Source organism: Staphylococcus sp. MI 10-1553 (genome assembly GCF_010365305.1).
Classification (GTDB): domain Bacteria; phylum Bacillota; class Bacilli; order Staphylococcales; family Staphylococcaceae; genus Staphylococcus.
Genome location: NZ_CP048279.1, coordinates 215,543 through 239,328, shown reverse-complemented (window position 1 = coordinate 239,328; position 23,786 = coordinate 215,543). Strand labels below are relative to the sequence as shown.

Genomic DNA, 23,786 nt, shown 5'->3' with positions numbered 1-23,786 from the left:
CACTTCCCAATTTGTGCTCACTATGCCCACCACATATTGGGTGCTTGATCGTAAACATTGACTGATTTTAAATTTTCTACAGCTTTATGAAACCCTTCTTCTACTGACATAATCGGATCTTCATGTTCAATACTGAGCACATCATCGTAGCCATGAATTCTTAATTGGCTGATCATCTCGCCCCATTCATAAGGACTATGACCATAACCGACTGTACGGAATGTCCAAGCACGTGTTGCAACTTGTTGATACGGCTGCATATCTGTTAAACCATACATATTCACGTTGTCTTGGTTAATGTATGTGTCTTTCGCATGGAAATGATGAATCGCATTCGCTTGACCTAAAATGCGGATCGCTGCAATAGGATCAATACCTTGCCACCATAAATGACTCGGGTCTAAGTTCGCACCGATATATTCATTCGTTGCTTCTCGTAGTTTCAAAAGTGTGTATGGCGTATGTACGAGAAAACCAGCATGCAGTTCTATCGCAATTTTGACATCGTGTGCTTTCGCAAATGCTGCTAAATCTTGCCAATACGGAATGAGTTTTTGATTCCATTGATAATCATAAATTTCAGAATAAGCTGTTGGCCAAGGCGTTACCGGCCAGTTTGGATATTTCGCACTGTCATCAGAACCTGCAATACCTGAGAAAGTATTAACGACAGGGACACCAAGTAACGCCGCGAGTTGAATGGTTTTGCGCAACGTTTCATCTGCTTCTTTAGCTTCTGCTGCATCCGGAGAAATAGGATTGTTATGGCAACTGAAAGCACTAATCTCTAGTCCGCGTTGTTGAATTTTGTCCATAAATGTTTGTCGCTCATTTTCATCTGCTAGCAGTGCATCAAGGTCACAAAACTTATTCCCTGGATTGCCCCCTGTACCGACTTCAATCATATCGAGGCCTGCTGCAGCAACATCATCTAACATCTGGTCAAAATCACGATCATAAAATAATACTGAAAATACACCTAATTTCATATTGAACACACCTTCCTATCTTTTTATTGCGATACTTTGTCGTTCTCTATCACTTTGATAAATCGCATCAATCAATTGTGTCACACGTCTTGCCTCTTCAGGTTTGACTAATGGTTCTACCTCTCCAAAGCAACTGCGAATGAAATGATCCATCTGACGGGATGCGGCAACATCTTCATTTAAGCTGACATCCTGTTCCAAAATATGGTAACCGTCTGGTCTTGATGCATATACTTCAAATGGGAATAATTGTAATCCACCCGTATCACCTGAAATGCTCACATCTAACATGTCATTATGAATATTGGCTGCCCAAGAGCATTCAAATTGCATACTCGCATCATTTTCAAATGTCACATAACTTGACGCATGGTCTTCCACATCAAAAGTCTTATGGTCAAATGTCCCCCAATCATTCAATTGCTGCGGCTGACGACTTAAAGCATTGTATGTACGTCCTAAAACTTCTGTAGGTTGTATGTCATTTAACAGCCACAACACGAGGTCGAGCACGTGACAACCATAGTCGATTAAACAACCGCCACCTTGCAATGCTTTATTAGTAAACACGCCCCATCCAGGCACTTTTCGACGACGCAACGCTTGCACACGGGAGACTACCGGCACACCGACCGCACCCTGCTCGACGGCTTGTTTTGCTGCTTGTGCTACATCCGTAAAACGGTAATGGTATGCAATCGTTAATATGCGCGCATTGCGTTGTGCAGCTGCAATCATCGCATCACATTCTGCAGTCGTCATCGCCATTGGTTTTTCACATAGCACATGTACACCTGCATCGAGCGCAGCAATCGTCAAGTCAGCATGAAACGTATTTGGCGTACAAATAATCACTGCTTCTACTTGTGCTAACAATGCTTCTAATGTGGGTGCAACGTAATCTATCTCAAATTGTGTCGCAACTTCTCGCGCGAGTGCTCCATTCACATCATATACACCCGTAAGTACTGCACGTTCATGTTGCTGAATGAGTGGAATATGTCGATCTCTAGCAATACCTCCAGTGCCAATCACACCTATTTTCAATGGTTTCATCGTGATGTCTCCTTCGTTGTATTAATCAAAATAAACCGCTTTCCCAGTACGGGCCGACTCATAAATCGCTTCTAATATTTGTGTAACGACAAGCGCTTCTTCAGGTTTTACACGAGGCGATGTATTGTTTTGAACACAGTCTATCCATGCCTTTGCTTCTTCCAACGCTTCATCCACTGTCTCGCCTTCGTAAAAATCGACTCCTTTATTGTCCAGTTCGATATGTTTCGTATACAATGCACCAAACTCTTCGCCATGAATACGTAACCCTTCTTTCATGTCCGCACCGCCTTTTGTTCCCGATAGCGAACATTTCGCCTCATCTACGTCTAAAGAGTTGAGTGCCCACGCGGACTCTAAAATAATTGTGGCGCCATTTTTCATTTTAATAAATCCGAATGCTGAATCTTCTACAGTAAAATCTTTCGGATCCCATGGTCCCCAAGCATTTGCGGCATTTTCTTGCTGGCTCAATTGATGGAATGTAGACCCCATAACAGCTACTGGCTCATAATTATTCATCATCCAAAGCGTGAGATCTAACGCATGTGTCCCAATGTCAATTAACGGACCTCCACCTTGTGCCTCTTCATCTAAAAAGACGCCCCAGTTCGGCACGGCACGACGTCGAATGGCATGCGCTTTACCAAAATAAATGTCTCCTAAATCTCCACGCTCAGTCACTTGATACAAAAATTGACTGTCGGCACGAAAACGATTTTGGTAACCAATCGTCAGTTTTTTACCTGTCCGTTTTGCTGCATCTAACATTTGCTGAGCCTCGGCAGTTGTTTTGGCCATTGGTTTTTCACACATGACGTGTTTATTTGCTTCAAGTGCATGTACCGTCATGTCACAATGAAGATAGTTCGGTGTACAAATATGTACGACATCAATAGCTTGATCTTTTAATAATTCTTGATAATTTTGATACACTTTTGCATCAACCGTTCCGAACGTTGTTGCTGCTGTCTCTGCTTTTTCGATGTCAATATCACAAAATGCCACTATTTCTACGTCATCGATTTGCGCTAGACTCGGTAAATGTTTACCATTCGCGATGCCACCACAACCAATGATGCCTACTTTAATCCCCATACAATACACTCCTATCTTTGATGATATTTCCGTCTCTTTAAGTTCGATCCTGTTTCTACTTTTTGTAATCGATTACATTTTAAAATATAACAAAAATGCACCCTATTGTAAACGGATTCACACAGGATGCATCAACTTATTTTGCTATCATCAACGCACTTTAATCAGATATATTTGAACTGTTTTAAGTCGATTGGCGTATTAACAACTCACCTTCAAGTAAAGTATCGCGTTCTTCCAAATCTTCTCCTTTTAATAGCACTAACAATTTTTCCATCGCACGTATACCAATTTCAGTTGCAGGTTGTGCGTAGGTCGTCAAACCTGGGTCGACAATTTCTGACAAAATAATATTATCAAATCCCACTATCGCCATATCTTCAGGTACACGTTTCCCATGCTTTTTCAATTCTTTCATAATCCCAATCGCCATTTCATCATTTGCGACAAATAACGCAGTCGGCATCTCAGCTTGTTCAAGTAATTGCTTGCCAATGCGATAACCCGACTCTAAAGAAAAGTCCCCTTCTATAATCCAATCATCGCGTACCGTTAAACCATGGTTGTCCATCTCTTCACGAAAGCCTTGCAAGCGGTATTGACCTAAAATACCATCCAATGGGCCAGTAATATGTCCCACTTTCGTATGTCCAACTTCTATTAAATGACGCGTCATCAATGCAGATGCTTCAATATGATTAATTGAGACAGAAGGCACATCGATTTCTGTAATTTGTTCACAAGCGAGCACAAGAGGGTATTGCGCACTGACTTTTTCTAAATTTTCAAGATCAAGATAGGACGTGAGCACAATCATGCCATCGACTTTCTTTTCATACAAATAAGAAAAATATGTATCACCTTGTTTATTTTGAGTATCTCCGAGAATCACTTCATAGCCATGTTCTCGTGCAATATTTTCAATGTTTCTGAGTATCGCTGAGAAAAATGAATTTGTAATATCCGGTACGACGACAAGAATCGTCATCGTTTCCATTTTACGCAGTTGTCTCCCAATATTATTCGGATGATAACCGAGCGCTTTTGCGGCTTCTAACACACGTTGTTGATTTTTCGGCTTGACCTTCCCCGTATTACTGAGCACCCGTGAAACCGTTGCTGTCGATACATTTGCTAACTTTGCGACATCCTTTACACTTACCATAGTCCTTCCCCTTTTATGTCTTCATAATAAATTAAATATAACACAAAAAATACACTATCGCTTGTTTCTTCTAGTTCACTTTTATCGCTGTCATCCCTTTTTTAAAGCGTGCTATATCTTAAACCTTTCTCACACTTCAACTTGTATGCCCTCATCCGATGCTTCATCATTTTTACTATTTGTAAAGACTAAAATAACGTACAACATATGATATTACACAGTATAAAAATACTTTGAAAATGTCTGACTACTCTAGTATATTTAATAATGTATGAAACAAAACTAAGAAAGCAGGGTTACCATGTACTTTACGCAATTGAGTGTTGAAGCTTTTGACGACTTTGTAACAAACCATTTTTCGCATTATACGCAAGACGCAGGTCACTACCAGTATAGAAACAAATATAAAAATGATGTCCATTTAGTCGGTGTTAAAAATGATCAAGATGAAGTGATTGCGGCTTGTTTATTAACCGAAGCGCGCGCACTTAAATTTTTCAAATATTTTTATACACATCGCGGTCCAGTATTAGATTACAACAACCTCGAACTGGTCCAATTCTTTTTTGAGCACCTCACACAATACTTAAAACAACAACGCTGTCTTTATGTGTTAGTCGATCCATACGTGCACAACCATAGTCGTGACGCAAAAGGGAATATTACGCAACATTTCGATTACTCACAACTTTTCAAAACGTTAGGCCGTCTCGGATACAAACATCAAGGCTTTCCTATTGGTTATTCGAGCATGAGTCAAATTCGCTGGCTTTCCGTGCTCGACCTGAAAGATAAGTCCGAACAACAACTTTTAGAAGACATGGATTACCAAACACGACGTAACATTAAAAAGACATATGAAATGGATGTCCAAGTCAAAACTTTACCTATCGAAGAAACGGACCGCTTTTTCAAACTTTTTCAAATGGCTGAAGAAAAACACGGCTTTACTTTTAGAGACTTACCTTATTTTGAAGAAATGCAGAAAATGTATGCTAAAAATAGTATGCTCAAGTTGGCTTATATTGATTTAAATGACCTTTTGAAGAAGCAAACTGAGAAATTAGACACATTAAAAACAACAATTGCGGAAACTCAAGAAGCGTTAGAAAGTCATCCTAACTCTAAGAAAAACAAAACTAAATTAAAACAAACCGAACAACAACTGCAAGCGCAAGAACGTAAAATTGAAAAAACGCGTCAATTCATAGCTGAAGATGGTGAAATATTAGATTTAGCTGCAGCGATTTATATATACAACAATCATGAAGTGTATTATTTATCGAGTGGATCGAATCCTAAGTACAATGCGTATATGGGCGCCTTTCGATTACAGTGGGAAATGATTCAATTCGCCAAACAGCAAGGCATTGACCGTTATAATTTTTACGGCATTACCGGTGATTTTACGAAACATGCGGAAGACTATGGTGTGCAACGCTTTAAAGAAGGTTTCGGCATACACGTGGAAGAATATGTCGGTGATTTTGTCAAACCGATTATGCCAACGATGTACCGATTATCACAGTTGTTGAAACGATAGAGGGGCTGAATTTAAAAGTTTTTGATTGTCATAATTAATATATATTAATCAAATTGTCTTCATTGGACAACCTTTTTAGATTTCACAATTGCCACCATGGGCTCCCTTTCCTAGGGGACTTGCCTCAACTCAATTCGGCTTTATTAAAGATACACTGAATGGAAGCCGAATTGGATTTTCGGCTGCGTCTGATCCCTCAGGAGTCTCGCCCATTTTAGCAATTTGAATTTAAATGTTGCGAATCAATGAGATAATAATTTAAAAATGTTTGAAAGACTGTTTGAAAATAGACAAAATCACGGCAATTGTATAAAAAATACCCCGATAAGCGATTGTCATCATTCAACTTACCGAGGTATTATAGAAACCGTTATTTATCTTCAAAAGCACGGCGCATCGCATTGAGTCGATCGTTTAAAATTTGGTCTCGTACTCGCGCACCTGGCACAAGTTCACCTAAATGATAGAGGCCAGGATAAATATGCAACTCAGTCGAGACACCTGCATGCAATAAGTTTTTGGCATAATCCATCACTTCATCGACAAACAAATCTAAACTACCAATCGTGATGAATGTCGCCGGAAGCCCTTCAAAATTTTGACGACGCGCTGGTACGGCATACGGTTCGGGTGTGCGTCCATCGACTGGATGACCGAGATACATTTCCCATGCAAAACGATTCATATCACGGTTCCAACCTACATTGCCTGCATAAGGATTCGACGGCTCTGCCAACACAGTCTGATCATTTAGCATCGGGATATGCAAGTTTTGAAAAATAATGTCCACTTCACCACGATCTAAAGCGAGTTGCGCAAGACTTGCCGCAAGCATGCCACCTGCACTGTTACCACCAACAGCCAGTTTCGAACGGTCGATATGAAGAGTATCCGCATTATCATGCATCCATTTTAACACTGCATAACACGCTTCTAATTGCCCGGGAAATATCGTTTCAGGTGCCAAATGATAATCAACTGATACAACGACACATCCAAGTTCATGTGCAATCAATGCATTGTCGCTATTATCCAAATGTGCACCACCAGACACCATACCACCGCCATGCATATACAAATAGCCCGGCATCTCAGTTAACGCTTTGTTTGGTCGAAACATTATCACATGAATCATCTCGTCTTCATAAGGCACATCCACATCTTCAATCGTTACGTCAAGCTGCGGGTCAATCGTCGTTTTCGCGTGGCTGAGGACATTTGCCCGATAGTCTTCCAAATTATCCCGTGTTAACTTTAGATGTGGCATCGATTTTGCGACATGCTGTAAATCCACATCTACACCATTCAGATATTTCCGTTCCATATTAAGCCTTCCCTTCAACCCTTATTGTTCTTGTTTTTGATTTTCTAATTTTGGAATGCGTACATCTAAACCAAAATATTTTTTCAATAATTCACGATAATTATCCGCAGTCACCGGAATTTTTTCTTTACCATCTTCAGTCGTAATCGTCACGTTATTGAGTGACATCGTATTATGACCATGCGGTGTTTTTTTATTAATCATCAACATTTTTTTGAACGCATATTTCGGATGATTAATCGTAAAATCATAACGTGCATCGAAGTAACCGAGTTCTCGATCGACATTTTCGAAAAAGAGTAAGTCCGTCCACTCAGTACTTTCACCATTATTTTTAATCGTTTGCACATAGTACGCATTGTCTTGATCTTCAGCAGGAATAATACGATAAATATCATCTTCGTCATAAACATACGTACCATCTAACGGAATCGGTTGACTTGGAAAATGACCGAAACCTGTATCCGCAATATAATCTTTACCATCAATTGTCACGAGTGTTGTTAAGTGCGTATCCATTTCTTTCCAATCTTTATTAGGTGGCTTCACATAACCAGAAAGCAGTTTCGTATCAAAACCACGGTCTTTGAGATACGCATTCGTTACAAGGTTATTTTCATAGCAAAGTCCACCGCGCTGTTCATTGACAAATTTATCTATATTTTTTTCAACATCCATCGTAATTTTGTCACCATTGAACACATCAATCGCCTCGAAAGGAATGTTCAGCATAAAATGATAAATAAATTTTTGTAGCTCTTCATATGAATGCTTTTCCATATCTTCTTGATTAATATCGATATAATTTTCAAGATCTTTAAAGTTCATGTCGCTCTCCCTTTCTTCAATAAAATCGTCTTACTTTTATTTATAAAAAACGTGCTACAGTTAGTCTCCCGTTTATGACAATTAAACCTATCTTAATCCATACTCCATTCCACTTAATTGAAAAGTGCAATTAAACAATAAATCATTATACGAACATGATAAACCTCTGTATTTATTTTTACAAACGGAATGCATTCCATATAACGAAACCCTTTTAACATCAGGCTTTTCAGACTTAAAAAGAGACTCACACTTGCACATGCGAATCTCTTCAAACCATTATTTTCATATTGTATTTCAAATAAGACAGAACTTCTCTTTCGATTTGATATTAAGTTCAAAAATTTAAAACACAACATCAATTTTCATACTTTTAATTTGTCTATATCGAATAAATAACATACTCTTATTTGTCATTTTTGCCATATTTATTCAGACTGAAAATGATACACTTAAGCTATAAATTGTGATTTTTTTCACATAAAGGAGTAGATCATTTATGAAAAAAGTGTTCATTGCGGGAGCCATTCCTGAGGTTGGACTGGAACAACTTCAAGCACAGTTCCAAGTAGAAATGTATACAGGAGAAAAACTCATTTCTCATGAAGCATTACTTGAAAAAGTACGTGATGCTGATGCTTTAATCAGTTTATTATCCACACAAGTTACACGTGAAGTGATTGAAGCTGCACCAGATTTAAAGATTATTGCCAATTATGGTGCAGGTTTTAATAACATCGACATCGAAGCTGCACGTGAACATGGAATTGACGTAACAAATACACCTATTGCTTCAACTAATGCTACTGCAGATTTAACAATGGGTATTTTACTAGCTGTTGCACGTCGTATACCTGAGGGCGATCAGCTTTGTCGTACAACTGGATTTAATGGTTGGTCTCCACTTTTCTTCAGAGGACGAGAAGTATCTGGCAAAAAAATTGGTATCATAGGACTTGGCTCTATTGGAACAGCTGTGGCTAGACGTGCCAAAGGTTTCGATATGGAAATTTTATATACAGGTCCTACACGTTATGAAGACAAAGAAGCCGAGTTAAATGCACGTTATGTAACTTTAGATGAGTTGCTCGCTGAATCTGATTTCATCACTATTAATAGTGCATATAATGATTCTCTTAAACATATGATTAACTATGAAGCCATTAAAAAAATGAAATCAACTTCTTATTTAATTAATGCTTCACGAGGACCTATCGTACATGAAAGTGAGTTAGTTCGTGCACTTGAAGATAAATTAATAGAAGGTGCAGCACTCGATGTTTTCGAATTTGAGCCCGAAATTACTGAAGAATTAAAAACTATGAAAAATGTTGTCATTACACCACATATCGGTAACGCAACATTTGAAGCGAGAGATATGATGGCTAATATTGCCGCAAACAATGTTGTATTAGCACTCACTGATCAAAAACCGAAATATATTGTCAATGCATAGGAGGCCTTAACATGTCACAAGCCAAGCAGCGTTTCTTTAAAATGAAAGAATTAGAAACTTTTTCTGATGAAGCAGCTAAAAAGACGATTTTCTATCAATCTGAGCACTCAGCTGGTGCAATTTGGTGTTTAAAACCTGGCCAAACATTACCTTGTCATACACATCAAAACGCAGACGATGTATGGATTGCAATTAAAGGAGAAGGTACATTTTATACAAACAATCATGAAAAGAAAACGATAAAAGCGGGCGACATTTTCGTGTCATTACCAGGAGATGCACATGGTATGACTAACACAGGAGATAAAGATTTTGTCATGCTAGGTTTTGCGACGCCAATGCCACTTGATTTCATTCCTTATGAATAAGATTAAAAATTATTAAACTAAGTGCAAATTCAAGAGGTTACTTAAAAATCAAATTCAATTGAACCATGTGTATTCGAATAAATAACATCCAAAAAATTTAGGGGCTAGGGTTCCTAGCCTCTATTCACTCAATACATTTAAACTTTAATGTAGTTGTGAAGTTAACCAACACACATCTTTCTATCATACTCATAATTTTTTATTTCATGACGTTCTTCTAATGCCGAAAAATTGTAAATACGTTAACAATCTCCAAATATATTCAAGTAGGCCGTATCTAAAGAATCGCAGCCATAACATAGAAAACAGCATTTGGAACAGAATAATCAATAATGATACGACACCTGACACTGCGATACCTACAGAAATCAATTGGCCGACCACTAAAATCAATGCAGTATTTAATAAATAGTTCGTTAAAGCCATTTGACCATAATATTAAAAGGAAGCAAAATGCGCTTCATTACGGGACTTTCTAATATCGTTACGAAGAATAAAATATAGAATAGCGAGATGAACGGTGCTGTATAGACGGTAAGGTCAGAATAAAAATTATTTCGCTCGGCGTAAACTTTGATATTCATTTGATCTTTCGCTAGATCAAACGTAGGTGGTATTTAGAAATAGTGTAAGCGTACTAAAAAGATGACAAAGCCTATCAATGAAAAGACAAACGTCATTCGCGATGCTTTCTTATGCTGATAAATCGTTTGATGAAGGTGATATTGTCCGATCATATAACCTAATACAAATAATGCTGTTTGTTGCCACTAAGCACCCCTAAAACTAATAAAATGAGCACTATCAATAATTAATGCGTCTTTTCACGAATGTAAGAGGGAGTATGAATAGACCTATGATGGAATAAAAAAGAAGTGCTTCTCCGGGTTGGAAAATTTGGTGAACGATACCGATTAACAGTAACACCACGCTACGTCTAACGTATAAAGTAAAAGGATTGGCATTTTTATTTTTCGCATTATGGAAAAAGATTTGAAAAAATCCTATACCAAATAATAATGAAAAAATAGAAAAAACTTCGCTTCCACAAAAATATTCAAATATTTGTTGTAAAGCACATCAACATGACTTTCATACATCACCGAGAGGAGTCCATGATGATATGAAAAATTTTCAAGGATAGATAAAATATTGGCAAAAATAATACCGAATAGTGCCAAACCTCTTAAATAATCTAAAACTTCAATTCTCTTTTTTATCGGAATTCATAAAAATCTCCTTAACAAATTTATGAGATTTATATTACATTTGAAGTTCCAAACATTCAATAAGTCCAGCGCCGGATTTTCTGTGATACAACAAAAACCGAGCCTTCCGTAATTGATAACGAATTTCTCGGTTTCGACCATATTATAAATATTCTTCTATATAACGATCTTTAGATGAAATCAGTCCAACGAAAAGAAAACCGCACGCCATAATCATGACTAAAATCAAAGGAATACGCCATCCATTTGCAATATCATGAATAGTACCAATCACAAACGGACCAGAAGCCGCAACAATATAACCAATAGACTGACCAAATCCCGATAAAGCAACACTTCCATCACTTGTATTCGCACGGATTGAAAAGAATGTCATACAAATACTAAATGCTGCACCTAATGACAAGCCTAAAATAATCATTGATAAAAATAACAGCGATACCGGTAACGTCAATAATGTAATTAATCCTGCCATATATAGCACGAAAATGATCCAAACAAGCGTGCTTTGAGATTTCATTTTTGACGCAATGATTGGAAAAATAAATGTCATTGGCACTTGCGCAAATTGATTTAACATAAAGTAATAACCTGCTGCGCTTGGTGACAGACCCCTATCAATAACGATTGAAGGTAACCAAGCGACGATTACATAAAAAATCATAGACTGAAAACCCATTGTCAATGCAATCGCCCAAGCAAGCGACGTCCGTGAGACTTTCAAACGCTGAACATTTTGCTTTTTCGTTTCATCTTTTGCTGGTGTAAACTGTTCTATAGATAAACGACTATTATGCTTACGCCAAACAATAAGCGCACATATACAAAGCAAAATCCAAAAACCTAATGAACCCTTGTATCCAAATGAAGCGATTTGAGATAATGGGTAACTGAGACCTCCCCCAAGTCCAGCCGTAAAATTCATTGTCGCACTGTAAATTCCAGTAATCATCCCAATTTGTGCTGGAAAAAGCCATTTTGCATAACTTGGCAATATGACGTTACCATAAGCTATCGCAACACCAATAATCATAGTACCGATGATAAAAAATTCAATTGTACCCAAAATACGCACAATCAAACCTACGAGTAAAAATAGCATGGCACATGTTACTAAAGTTGCCATCGAAATGTGTGCCATTGTTCTCGCTACGAAGAGTGATACAATACCAAAAATGGCTAGAGGAATCGTTGTCAACAAGCCGGCTAGTGAATTATTAATGTGTAGCCCATTCTTAATATCATCAATGACAGGACCTACTGCTGTTAATGGTGCTCGAAGTGTCGAAGCAACCAGAACTATTCCAATGACAACCCACCAGCGATCCTGGATTCTAAAAATACGCGTTTTCTTTTCCATATTTCACACCCCGCCATTTCAACTTCATATTGATAACATTTGATGAGAAAAACGAACGTTCACGGCTGTACAATTCTCCGTGTGTGCGTTCGTTCTCATGCTAGCGATTGACAACCTATATTATTTTAATACAATTCGAGTACCTGCTTTTCCTGCTAATGCATCCACAGCCTCATCTAAAGCACAAATAATCGCTTCTTTACCTGACTTCGCAAATTGAAGTGCAGCTTCTATTTTGGGAAGCATACTCCCTTTTGGAAATTGATTTTCTTGAATATATTGTTCAATTTCTTGAACAGACACTTCATGTAACGTAGCTTGGTTAGGTTGACCATAGTTAATATAAACATTCGGTACATCCGTCAACATCATAAAAACATCTGCTTCTATTTGTTCCGCCAATTTAAGACCTGAGCGATCTTTATCAATAACAGCTTCCAACCCATGAAGTTGCTGTTCTTCATCTTTATACACAGGAATTCCCCCACCGCCAGATGATATGGCAATCGTACGGTCAAGAATTTGTTTGATTTCGTCCACACCATGAATGCGCATCGGTTCTGGTGAAGGAACAACGCGTCGATAACCACGTCCCGCATCTTCAACCATTGGAAAACCTTGAGCTTCCATTTGTTTAGCTTCTGCTTCATTGAAAAAGACGCCAATCGGTTTTGTTGGTGATTCAAATGCCGGATCTTTTGGATCAACCTCTACCATTGTCAATAAACTCACAACATTATCTGTCATATGGCGCTTTTGCAAATGATTTTTGAGACATTGCTCCATCATATAACCAATAAGCCCTTGTGATTGTGCGTTACAAGCATCAATTGGTGATGGCGGTACTGTCTCTTTAGCAGCTTCATTTTGTGCAATAATATTACCGACTTGTGGACCATTGCCATGCGTCACAATAATCTGATGACCAGCTTCTTTAATTTCTACCATATGACGTGTCGCATTTTCTATATTACGATATTGATTTTCAAAGGTAGGTGTTTGCTTCGGTTGTAAAATCGCATTCCCCCCTAGTGCAATCACTACTTTTTTTCCCATCATTCATTCACTCCTTTAATTAAACCAATGTATATACCGTATAGTGTGTCTTTACCTGAACTCGATCCCACTTCAGCAAGTGATTGAATCGCCTCATCAGAAACAGTATCGTTTAACTGACTGATTCTCGAACTAAAAATCCCTTGAATTGCAAGGTTAATAAAGTTTTCACTAATGATTGTTGTACGTTCTTGCGCTATCACTGTCTTTATTGATTGAAAATGTACTGGCACGATAAATGGTTGAATAAAATGGCTATAAAGCAAGCCGACAAGAATATCATCACCAGTTGGTGTTAAACCGTTCCCTCGCCCTACAAGAAACTCTAATTGAGTTAAAACCATTTCGTCAGCATCTGAAAGAGAACGTTTCAATGCTGTCATGCGTGATAATGAAAAATCACTATCCACATAATCCGAAAAATCATACGCCATCAAACACATCCTTAATGCCTCTACATCAGCATCATGAAAGTTCCGCCGTGGTTCTACGATGGTCGTGTTTAAGTCTATAGAAAACTGTGCATGCCGCAATTTGAGTCGATTTGCACAAAATTCATCATTATGCTGAATATGTGACATCATCTTTTGCTTAGTTTGTTCATCTACCGATATACCAAATGGAAACAAGCCATTTTCATTCGTGCCAATAAAAATAATGGCCCCGTTTTGATTCATTAAATTAAATCCTTTTTTAAATAGGCTGTGTACGTGCCAAGTTGTTGTCTCTTTTAATAAAGCAAGTACGACCGAACCGACCGCACTTGCGTAATAAATCATGATTCAAACCCTAATTTTTTAGCGTATGCCACAATTGCTTTTTCAAAACATGCGATAGGTGGATGCACAGTCCCTGCACCGATTTGACCATAGCCAGCAACTTTATGTGCAATACCTGTATTAATCACTGGAGTAATACCTGTTTCCACTACTTTACGTGCATCTATACCTAAACATGCACCTTTAAAATCCCAAGTTGGGATGATAAGGTTTGGATTTTCACCAACACAGATTTCCATCATTTGATTACTTGTTTCTAAGGCATCTTGAAAACCGCCTGATCCAACAAATCGTGTAACAGCTGGTGCTGCAATCATAGCCATACCACCTACACCAATCGTTTCTGTAATAGCAGAGTCACCAATATCTGGATTCGCATCATCAGCTGAATATCCTGTGAAGTACAATCCTTGTGGCGTATTCACTGGTGCTGTGAACCATTCGTCTCCCATACCTGCAATACGAATACCAAAATTTTCACCATTACGGCACATTGCAGTGACTACTGTACCATGTTGAATCGTACGTGCCGCATCCATCATTGCTTTACCAGTTGCCATAGCTATATTTAAGAAAAATTGATTCGTATCAGCTAAAAATTGAATGACTTCAGTTTTTTCACTGCTTGAAACATTTTCTAATTCTGTAATTGCTGGTGAAACTTCTTTTAAAAACGCTAACGATGCAGCAATATTACGTTGATGAAACTCATCACCCATCGCAATGGCTTTTGCAATCATGACATTCACATTTAATCCTTCTTCAAATGACTTCAACGCTTTGCTTAACACTGGACCAAGAACATCTCTCATCCATTCCAATCGCTCAATAACTTGTGTATTGTATGCACCAAAACGTAACACCGCTCCAATACCTTCGTTCATCTGACAATAAGCTTCATTACCATTTTCTTTATTCACAACAACAAGTACTGGCATGTTAGGTGATGTAATACCTCCCATAGGTCCTACTGCGTTTACGTGGTGACAAGGAATAAAAGTAATGCGGTTATTTTCCAATAATTCACGTGCACTTGCTTCATCATTTGCCCAACCTTCGAAAAGAATTGCACCTACACACGAACCTTGCATTGGATCTGTCATATTCTCATATTTAATTGGCGGCCCTGCGTGTAAAAGGACATGTTCTTTCAACTCTGGAATAACTGATTTTGCAGGAACGACATCCGTTAAAAATGGCGCTGCTGCAATCATCTTTTCAATTACTGCATCATTTGCTTCATCAATTGTTTTAAATGCCATTAGACTGTCTCCCTTTCTAAATGATTTAAAAATTGTAAGACTTTCATTAGTTTTTCATCGCCACCTGCAATAGGCTTCCAGTTGAATTGTACGCATTCTGCACCACTGTCACGAATGGCTTCTGAAAAACTTTTTAAACCGATATTAATAATGCTTGGTTTAACATTGAGTAATTGAACAATCTCATCACTCACTGTTAAATCCACTACTTCTTTATCAAACACTTTTTCTTCACGTCCTGGTTGTTGTACATCATGACCTAACAGGTGGATCGCTGTACGCACCATTTGATCGTTTGTTTCGCAAATCACAGCACCCGCACGTTTTAAAATATCAATTTGTTGCTGATAACCTTGATGGTCTTGTTCCGTACCGACAACAGTCGCTAATACAACAATGTTACGACCTCGGTCTTTCGCATGTTGAATGACTTTTGAAATGGTTGGTGCAAGTTTAGATGCCATATCGTCATGGCTACCATTACCAATCACATCATCTAGTAAAATCACCGCAGTTGTTTCATCTTCAATAGACGCTTCCAACATTTCGATACGTTTTTCTGGATCAATCATCGGATGTGGCTTACCTTGCGTATAAATGTCATCACCTAAGTCAATCACTGCATGTGATTCAGTTTTCAACATGTAACCTTCTTGTTTTTCTGATTTTGTATTCTTTAACGTATGATTAATCAACATTGCAGCTTCATATGCAAGTGTTCCGCCTGAATAAAAACCCTTAATTCCGACCTGACCTTCAGCAAAGTTCACATCAATATCTGTTAAAATAGACGGCTTGAAATTAGGTGTCTCACCATTCGATAACTGTACAGACACACGTGCCGCTTCTTCTAATGTGTATGCATGATAAATACCTGGTTCATGATACATAGGCATATCTCCTAAGAAAAGTGTTACAACTGGTTTTTCGATATTCCTTAATACGTTGAGCACCTTATCTTTTACTTCTTTTGCAGGTGGCTTAGAAATCACCGTAATCACTTTAACTTTTGGATCTTGATTTAACGCTTTAATGCTATCTAACATTGTTATCGCACCCATTTCAGTCGACAAGTCGCGTCCACCTGTTCCGATGGCATTTGTAACACCTGTTCCTTCTCTATCAATAATCGTTGTGACTTCTTGGATACCTGTACCTGACGCTCCTACTAATCCGATGTTTCCTTCTTTGACAATATTCGTAAATGCAAGTGGTACAGAATGAATGATACCTGTTCCGCAATCTGGTCCCATTACGAGTAAGCCTTTTTCATGTGCCATCTCTTTTAAACGTAACTCATCTGCCTTAGAAACGTTATCGCTAAACATGAAAACATGTAATCCTTCATTAAGTGCATTTTCCGCTTCCATTGCTGCATATTGTCCAGGAATTGAAATCAACGCCATATTAGGGTTGTTCGCTAGTTCCATTGCACGTTTCCAATTGTGCGCTTCTTGTTCACTAGACGATGCATCTACACTGTTTTCACCTTTCAATGTCGCTTCAACCATTTCATCAACTTCAGTCACTTTTGCTTCATCTTCAGTATCAATGACAACAACAATGTCATTCGGGTTCGCTTGATCCAATTCATCTGAACCTAATCCAGATGCTCTAAAAATATCTTTATTGGCAGGTGTCCCCATCATCACTGATACTTTTTTCACGCCATCAATCGAATTCAGTTTGTTTGACAATAACATTAATACAATTGAATCTTGATACGTATTTTCTTTTATGATTGTATATAACATGTTCTTCCTCCATTTTTATTTCGACTTCATTCTGCAAATCTGTTTTTTCCATGATATCGATCATAATGCACATCATCTGATACAAGATAATCGTATATCGTATCTACAATTTCGATTCCTTCTTGGTCATATTTTTTACTACGCAAGCGACCTCGTTCACCAGGGAAATAGATCTCACTAAAACCTGGTGCTGCCGGTTGAGCTTTAAGTTCATCTAACATTTGCGCAACTTGACGTTTAAATTGATCTGCATCTGTAAAATAAGACGGATTAATCACAATATGGAGTTGACCTAAGTCGCGTCCTTTAGTTAAATCTTCATACATTGAAGATACGTGCATCCCATGTGGAACACCCAATAGACTTCCGGCTAGAATGTCGACCATCATCATTAATCCATATCCTTTAGGTCCGGCAACAGGCAACAATGCATGTACATCTCTTGAGTCTGTCGTAGGCTCTCCTTTGGCATTCACCGCCCAAGTATCTGGTATAGACTCGCCTTTACTTCGCGCATCTAAAACTTTGCCCCATGCTTGAACAGTTGTCGCCATATCAAATGTAATAATCCGCTCATCACTTGTCGGTGCACTAAATGCAATAGGGTTTGTTCCAAAATACGGTTCTGTTCCTCCAAATGGGACTACCATTGGATCAGACTGGCACATACTCAAGGCAACCATACCTTCCTTTGCTGCCTGTTCTACAAAGTATCCCAATGCGCCACTATGAGAAAGGTGTTTCATTCCGACAACTGCAATGCCAGACTCACGTGCCATATCAATTGCATGTTGCATACCTATCTTTGCAACTTGATGTCCAGGACCGTTATCCCCATCTAATACAGCTGTTGATGGACCTGTTTTCTTAAATTGATAATGAGGGTGTATTGTTATTCCACCTTTTGCAATACGTTCCGCGTAATACTCCACACGCACTGCACCATGCGAGTGTATTCCACGATGATCTGCAAACGTTAAAACGTCAGCCACATCATAGGATGCTTCTTCTGGTAATCCAGCTTTCATCAATTTATTCTGTATTAAATCAAATAGTGCTTGTTTCGTGACTTTCATACAATCTCCTCCATTGCTTAATATAGCGTTGGTGACTCAAGATATTGCACGATGTCAGTTGGAATTGGAATACCTGATTGTGCATATGTTTTTGCCACAGTTTCTTGAATTTCACCCGGATAACAAACGTTTTCAAAACCGCTTGCCGGCTGAATTTGATGTAATTCTTTAACCATTTGTTCCACTTTATTTAAAAAGGCATCTTGTTCTCCAAAGAAGCTTGAGTTAATTACTAAATGAAATTGACCTAATCGACGATATTCAGACAAATCTTTATACATTGAAGTGACATGCATACCATGAGGCAAACCTAACAAACTTCCAGCCAGTATATCGACCATCATCATTAATCCGTAACCTTTAGCCCCTGCCATTGGTAAAAGCGCACTCACTTGATTCGGATCTGTTGTCGGATGTCCTTTCTCGTCGACTGCCCAAGTATCTGGAATTGTACGCCCTTTACTTTGTGCATCTAGAATTTTGCCCCATGCTTGAACAGTTGTCGCCATATCGAATAAAATCGGTGTCTCACCTAACCTCGGCGCTGCAAATGCAATTGGATTCGTACCATAATATGGCTTTGTCCCACCATAAGGCACTACCATTGGATCAGATTGGCACATCGTTAATGCCACCATTCCAGCTTCAGCAGCTTGTTTAGCAAAATAGCCAATTGCACCACTATGTCCCATTTCGTATATACCTACAGCACCTATACCGCTCTCTTTTGCTAAATCTATCGCATGTTGCATTGCTTCATAAGCAACAAAGTGTCCCAAGGCATTGTCGCCATGAAAGACACCTGTGCTTGGTCCCGTCTTTTCAAACTTCATTTGAGGTTCCAAATTGTATCCTTTTTTCACAATGCGTTCTGCATAATAACGCATTCGAACAGCACCGTGCGAATGAATTCCTCTTTCATCCGCAAAAATTAATAAATCTGCTGACTTTTCAGCTTGGGCAACGGGAAGACCCGCTGTGACAAGCTTTTCTTTCATTAATTGACGTAACTGCCTACCTTCTATATAGGTCAAATTTTCAATTTCCATATCAGTCACACCTACTTAAATTTCAACATCTCTGTTGGCATCTTTTGAATAAATATACGCAAATGGTTCCTCTAGTCCAATGGCATATGTCGCTTGTGGTACATATGCTCCCATAAAAATATAATCGCCTTTATCGACAGGTAACCAATCATTGTCTAAGTTGTACATGCCACGACCACTTAATACATAAGCACCATGTTCTTGTACATGTGTTTCAATATAGCCATGTGAAGCACCTGGTTTGAATGATAGAATGTGAATATTCATATCATATGCAATGTCTGCAGGTAGTAAATCTTGAATTAAAACTTCATCCATACCTTCATATGGCGTTTGTTTCAAGTCATTAACATTGCCAAATACAATTTCTGGTGAATGACCTTCAAGAGGTTGATAACGTTTTTTATATAAGAACAATCGGCTATCTTCACCATTGTTATTGTTCTCAAATGTTAATTTTAAATGAGGTGGAACATAGAGATAACCGCCTTGTTTTAATGTATATACTTGTTCTCCAGCGTAAGCTTTAATTTCGCCATATACGACATATACAAATGACTGTACACCGTCACCTGCAAAGCCGTGTTTGTTGCCACCATTATTTTTAACTGTTACGAGATAATCAACAAAACGCGCACCAAGTCTTGGTGATCCTAAAATCGTGACATCACAATCTTCAAACCCTGGAACTACATTGTTTACAACGCCATCTGGTGTAATAACAGCATAATTATCCTTTTTAATAACTGATCTTGTTTCTAATAAACCTTCTCTATATCCTTGATTATGGTTTAAGTAACCCATTCATGACACTCCTTTATAATTGTTTTTAATATGCAAGCTGGTATAAAACCTCAGCTAAAACTTCGATACCTTTAATTAAATCCTCTGTTTTTGTTTCTTCTGAAGTATTATGTGATATACCATCAATAGACGGTACAAAAATCATGCCAGTCGGTACATATTTAGCAAAGATTTGTGAATCATGACCAGCACCTGATGGCATGACTTTATAATTATCACTAGCTAACTTTTCTGCCGCATTGCGTACTTTTTCAATAATCGTGTCGTTCATTAGTGTTGGCGCTTCATCCATCCACAAGTTAATGTCGACATCCATATAATTTCGTTCTGCAACACTTCGAATTGTTTTCTCAATTTCATCAGCAAATGTGTTTAATACTTTTTGATCAACGTGACGTGTATCTACTGAAAATTCCACTTCTCCTGGAACAACATTAACTGTATTTGGCGTTGGTGTGACATGCCCAAATGTTAAAACGAGCGGATCTCCAATTTCTTCCGCACGTGCTGTAAGTGTTTGAACAATTTCACTAAATGCAACAACAGCATCTCGACGTAAGCCCATGGGTGTTGTACCAGCATGATTAGCCTCACCTTTCAAACGAATTGTGTATCGTTTTTGACCTACAATTCCATTAACCACACCGATTTGTTTACCTTCGACTTCAAGCACTTTTCCTTGTTCAATATGAATTTCCACAAAAGCTTTAATATCATCACGTACTTTATTATCTTTACGGAAATCAAATCCAGCTTCATGCATTGCATCTACAAAACGTACACCTTCCGCATCTGCAATATCTTCAACATCTTTTTTATCTGCTAAATTAAAGAAGTTTTTACTTCCCCAAAATGTAAATGGAAAACGACTTCCTTCTTCTTCAGCTAATGACAGCACTTCGATTGAACGTTTCGGCTGACCATATTTTCCTTTCAAATACTTTGTTGCGATTAACGCTGCTAAAATACCGAATTGACCGTCCAAATGGCCGCCTTCAACTACAGTATCAATGTGTGAACCTGACATTACTGTCTCTCCAGGATACGTCGTACCTACCAAACGACCTGAAATGTTTCCGACAGCATCTTTTTGAACTTCAAAACCTTCTTGTTCGAAAATTTGTATTAATTGATCGACTGCTGCTTTCCATTCTTTTGAATATAAAAGACGCGTAATACCACCTTGTTCAAGACCTCCAAAAGAAGTAAAAAGTTTGTCCATTTTTTCAAACTCGCTAAGTATGTTCATTGTACGTCCTCCTTAGTCATCTATATGTTCCATTATAAAAAGATTATGCTGACTCTTCATTGACGTAACAGACAATATCTCACCTCTATTTTATGCACTTCATACAAATACAAGCAGCATTTGGTAAGTTACTATATATTTAGGAGACTTTTACTTAAAAGGAGCATCACACATGACTGAAAAATCTATGCTTGAGACATTTGGTTCAACTTTTAAACTTACAGGCCGTTGGTACCCCACAACAAATACCGACGCCCCTCTTGGCACACTTCTTTATATTCACGGTGGTGGTCTCGTGTTTGGAAAAGTGGACGATTTACCGGAACCTTATATGAATGTTTTAAGACGTTCATTCAATGTCTTTACTGTACCTTATCGTTTTATTCCAGAAGCAAAACTCACACATATTGTTGAAGATGTTACAGCGGCCTATGATCACATAGCCAAACAACAAGACAGTCCCATTTACGTAATGGGGCGTTCATCTGGAGCTTATCTCGCTTGCCTACTCGCGACACTTCGTTCAGTACAAGGACTCATTTTATTCTATGGATATTACGATTTTAAACATGCTGCATTTCAGCGTTTACCGACGGACCAACAACATATTGCTTCAATGCTTAACGATAAACTTGAAACTGAATTGACCCACAATGAACCTATAACTAATAAAGAAACACCTATTCGCTACTTGATCTATCTTTATTACAGACATCGCGACATTTGGTTGACTCGAATGGGTAAGCACATTGATTCGTATGAACTTCAACATTCGGACCTTAAGACGCTACCACCAACTTTTCTTGCACACTGTACATTCGATCCAGATGTCCCTTTTGAATACAGCCAAACAATGGCGCATTATATTCCACAACATCATCTAGAGGCCATTTCGAAGCACGCTCATGATTTTGATCGTCTAGTAACTGAAGACAATATTAATCTTTACCGAAAAGCTACAAATTTTTTATGGCAACAACAATCACAATAAAGGAGTGTTGATATGAAATTAACTCGTGTATTAAAAACGCTTAATAGTTTTAACAATTTAGGTTTGAGCACCTCTTTAAAAGGCATTAATCGACTTGCTTTTACTCACAATGAGCGTTTAGCAGCTCTTAAATTTTCCATGTATTGCCAAGAAGAAGGCCTAAAGGTGCATTTTGACGGGATCGGCAATGTTATCGCAAGACGTGAGGGACGCTATCCAGACTTGCCGCCGGTTCTTATCGGCTCACATATCGATACCGTTCCAGAAGGTGGACGTTACGACGGATTACTAGGTATTGTAGGGGCATTAGAATTTGTACGTTACTTAAATGATCAACAAATTGAAACCGATCATCCCATTGAGATTGTGGCATTCACTTGTGAAGAGTCTGCACGCTTTAATGTAGCAACACTTGGAAGTCGTTATTATTGTGGGAATCTCTCAAAAGAAGAAATGGAAAAGTTATCTGATCAAGATGGAAAGACTTTATATGAAGCGGTACAAGAAACTGTCACGACTCAAGCTGCTGATTTCTCAACAACACCTCAACCGAAAGCTTATGTTGAACTTCACATTGAACAAGGTCCTGTTCTTGAAAAAACGGTAACTGATATTGGCATAGTCACACATATTGCAGCACCTCAAAGATTTAAACTGACACTTCAAGGCGTAACCAGTCATTCGGGGGCAACACCTATGATGATGCGACAAGATGCACTCACTTGCGCAGCTGAAATCATTACACAAATTGAATCAATTGGTCAGCACTACCAAGAAAGCGGACTAGTTTCAACTGTGGGACATATAGACATTCGCCCTAATACGATGAACGCTATTCCAGGTGAAGCAACCTTGTTCGTTGATTTACGTAGTATTGATACGACAGCACGTGATGAAGCAGCTACTGCTATTGAACAAGCAATTGCAACTACGACACAACAACGCGATATCACTTACACTTTAACTACATTAACCGAGGAGACACCAACACATCTATCACAACCTATCGGCCAGATGATTGAGTCTATTTGTCAAACAAATGAGATAACATATCAATATTTATTTAGCGGTGCTGGACATGATGCTATGCAATTAGCAAAATGTTGTCCTACAAGTATGATTTTTATCCCCTGTGAAAAAGGCATTAGTCATTCACCAGATGAAAGTGTGACAGATGACCAGATACGAATAGGTGTTGAAGTACTTATACAAACAGCACTTCAGTTAAGCTATAAAACAACACAATTGAATTCTTAACAAAAGCGCGGTGAGCCCATCCAATTGAAACCTCTCTACATTTGACGTTTCAACAGATAACTCACCGTGCTATTTTTTATTTCCTACAACTTA

The 23,786-nt window shown here is 38.3% G+C and carries 21 protein-coding genes; 5 read left to right on the top strand and 16 right to left on the bottom strand.

Annotated features, from left to right (window positions below; all coding sequences use genetic code 11):
* Window positions 1-20: 20 nt before the first annotated feature.
* The 4 genes from GZH82_RS01010 to GZH82_RS00995 all read right to left on the bottom strand — a co-directional run bounded on the left by GZH82_RS01010 (window position 21) and on the right by GZH82_RS00995 (window position 4,308).
* Window positions 21-989, bottom strand: coding sequence for a sugar phosphate isomerase/epimerase family protein (locus GZH82_RS01010; RefSeq protein WP_162680919.1), 969 nt, complete (start codon window positions 987-989; stop codon window positions 21-23).
* Window positions 990-1,004: 15 nt separating this feature from the next.
* Complete coding sequence (locus GZH82_RS01005) at window positions 1,005-2,045, bottom strand: Gfo/Idh/MocA family protein (protein WP_162680918.1); 1,041 nt, start codon at window positions 2,043-2,045, stop codon at window positions 1,005-1,007.
* A gap of 21 nt (window positions 2,046-2,066) precedes the next feature.
* Window positions 2,067-3,143, bottom strand: coding sequence for a Gfo/Idh/MocA family protein (locus GZH82_RS01000; RefSeq protein ID WP_162680917.1), 1,077 nt, complete (start codon window positions 3,141-3,143; stop codon window positions 2,067-2,069).
* Window positions 3,144-3,327: 184 nt separating this feature from the next.
* Complete coding sequence (locus tag GZH82_RS00995) at window positions 3,328-4,308, bottom strand: LacI family DNA-binding transcriptional regulator (protein WP_162680916.1); 981 nt, start codon at window positions 4,306-4,308, stop codon at window positions 3,328-3,330.
* 301 nt (window positions 4,309-4,609) lie between these two features.
* Between GZH82_RS00995 and GZH82_RS00990 the strand changes: the two genes are divergently transcribed.
* On the top strand, window positions 4,610-5,851 hold the full coding sequence (locus GZH82_RS00990) for an aminoacyltransferase (protein WP_162680915.1): 1,242 nt from the start codon (window positions 4,610-4,612) through the stop codon (window positions 5,849-5,851).
* Between the two features lie 370 nt (window positions 5,852-6,221).
* Here GZH82_RS00990 and GZH82_RS00985 read toward each other — a convergent pair whose 3' ends face one another.
* Both GZH82_RS00985 and GZH82_RS00980 read right to left on the bottom strand, forming a co-directional pair.
* Window positions 6,222-7,175, bottom strand: a complete 954-nt coding sequence (locus GZH82_RS00985) for an alpha/beta hydrolase (protein WP_162680914.1) — start codon at window positions 7,173-7,175, stop codon at window positions 6,222-6,224.
* A 21-nt stretch (window positions 7,176-7,196) separates the two neighbouring features.
* Complete coding sequence (locus GZH82_RS00980; protein ID WP_162680913.1) at window positions 7,197-8,003, bottom strand: arylamine N-acetyltransferase family protein; 807 nt, start codon at window positions 8,001-8,003, stop codon at window positions 7,197-7,199.
* A gap of 499 nt (window positions 8,004-8,502) precedes the next feature.
* Between GZH82_RS00980 and GZH82_RS00975 the strand changes: the two genes are divergently transcribed.
* Together GZH82_RS00975 and GZH82_RS00970 are read left to right on the top strand one after the other, a co-directional pair.
* A complete protein-coding gene (locus tag GZH82_RS00975; RefSeq protein ID WP_162680912.1) occupies window positions 8,503-9,459 on the top strand; it encodes an NAD(P)-dependent oxidoreductase in 957 nt (318 codons plus the stop codon).
* Window positions 9,460-9,470: 11 nt separating this feature from the next.
* Entirely contained in the window at window positions 9,471-9,827 is a 357-nt protein-coding gene (locus GZH82_RS00970; protein WP_162680911.1) for a cupin domain-containing protein, read from the top strand.
* A 204-nt stretch (window positions 9,828-10,031) separates the two neighbouring features.
* Here GZH82_RS00970 and GZH82_RS14095 read toward each other — a convergent pair whose 3' ends face one another.
* The 10 genes from GZH82_RS14095 to allC form a co-directional block, all read right to left on the bottom strand.
* Window positions 10,032-10,253: a DUF418 domain-containing protein gene (locus tag GZH82_RS14095; RefSeq protein WP_238989605.1), complete on the bottom strand. Its 222-nt coding sequence runs from the start codon at window positions 10,251-10,253 to the stop codon at window positions 10,032-10,034.
* Window positions 10,254-11,198: 945 nt separating this feature from the next.
* Window positions 11,199-12,416: a CynX/NimT family MFS transporter gene (locus tag GZH82_RS00960; RefSeq protein WP_162680910.1), complete on the bottom strand. Its 1,218-nt coding sequence runs from the start codon at window positions 12,414-12,416 to the stop codon at window positions 11,199-11,201.
* Window positions 12,417-12,536: 120 nt separating this feature from the next.
* Window positions 12,537-13,472, bottom strand: coding sequence for a carbamate kinase (arcC, locus tag GZH82_RS00955; protein WP_162682966.1), 936 nt, complete (start codon window positions 13,470-13,472; stop codon window positions 12,537-12,539).
* A complete protein-coding gene (locus GZH82_RS00950) occupies window positions 13,472-14,251 on the bottom strand; it encodes an oxamate carbamoyltransferase subunit AllH family protein (protein WP_162680909.1) in 780 nt (259 codons plus the stop codon). The genes arcC and GZH82_RS00950 overlap by 1 nt, the downstream gene beginning before the upstream one ends.
* On the bottom strand, window positions 14,248-15,513 hold the full coding sequence (locus GZH82_RS00945) for a YlbE family protein (RefSeq protein WP_162680908.1): 1,266 nt from the start codon (window positions 15,511-15,513) through the stop codon (window positions 14,248-14,250). Before GZH82_RS00945 ends, GZH82_RS00950 begins: the two co-directional genes overlap by 4 nt.
* A complete protein-coding gene (fdrA, locus tag GZH82_RS00940) occupies window positions 15,513-17,267 on the bottom strand; it encodes an acyl-CoA synthetase FdrA (protein WP_162680907.1) in 1,755 nt (584 codons plus the stop codon). The genes GZH82_RS00945 and fdrA overlap by 1 nt, the downstream gene beginning before the upstream one ends.
* Window positions 17,268-17,293: 26 nt before the next feature.
* The gene (gene allD, locus GZH82_RS00935; protein WP_162680906.1) at window positions 17,294-18,343 is read right to left on the bottom strand and encodes an ureidoglycolate dehydrogenase; all 1,050 of its coding nucleotides are present in this window, start codon (window positions 18,341-18,343) and stop codon (window positions 17,294-17,296) included.
* 17 nt (window positions 18,344-18,360) lie between these two features.
* Window positions 18,361-19,392: an ureidoglycolate dehydrogenase gene (allD, locus tag GZH82_RS00930; protein WP_162680905.1), complete on the bottom strand. Its 1,032-nt coding sequence runs from the start codon at window positions 19,390-19,392 to the stop codon at window positions 18,361-18,363.
* A 15-nt stretch (window positions 19,393-19,407) separates the two neighbouring features.
* Complete coding sequence (allE, locus tag GZH82_RS00925) at window positions 19,408-20,196, bottom strand: (S)-ureidoglycine aminohydrolase (RefSeq protein WP_162680904.1); 789 nt, start codon at window positions 20,194-20,196, stop codon at window positions 19,408-19,410.
* A gap of 25 nt (window positions 20,197-20,221) precedes the next feature.
* Entirely contained in the window at window positions 20,222-21,445 is a 1,224-nt protein-coding gene (gene allC, locus GZH82_RS00920; RefSeq protein WP_162680903.1) for an allantoate deiminase, read from the bottom strand.
* Window positions 21,446-21,617: 172 nt separating this feature from the next.
* On the opposite strand from allC, the gene GZH82_RS00915 reads away from it, so the two are divergent.
* Together GZH82_RS00915 and GZH82_RS00910 are read left to right on the top strand one after the other, a co-directional pair.
* Entirely contained in the window at window positions 21,618-22,436 is an 819-nt protein-coding gene (locus GZH82_RS00915) for an alpha/beta hydrolase (protein WP_162680902.1), read from the top strand.
* A 12-nt stretch (window positions 22,437-22,448) separates the two neighbouring features.
* Window positions 22,449-23,693 (top strand): M20 family metallo-hydrolase, encoded by a 1,245-nt coding sequence (locus GZH82_RS00910; RefSeq protein ID WP_162680901.1) that lies wholly within the window; start codon window positions 22,449-22,451, stop codon window positions 23,691-23,693.
* The last annotated feature ends 93 nt before the right edge of the window (window positions 23,694-23,786 follow it).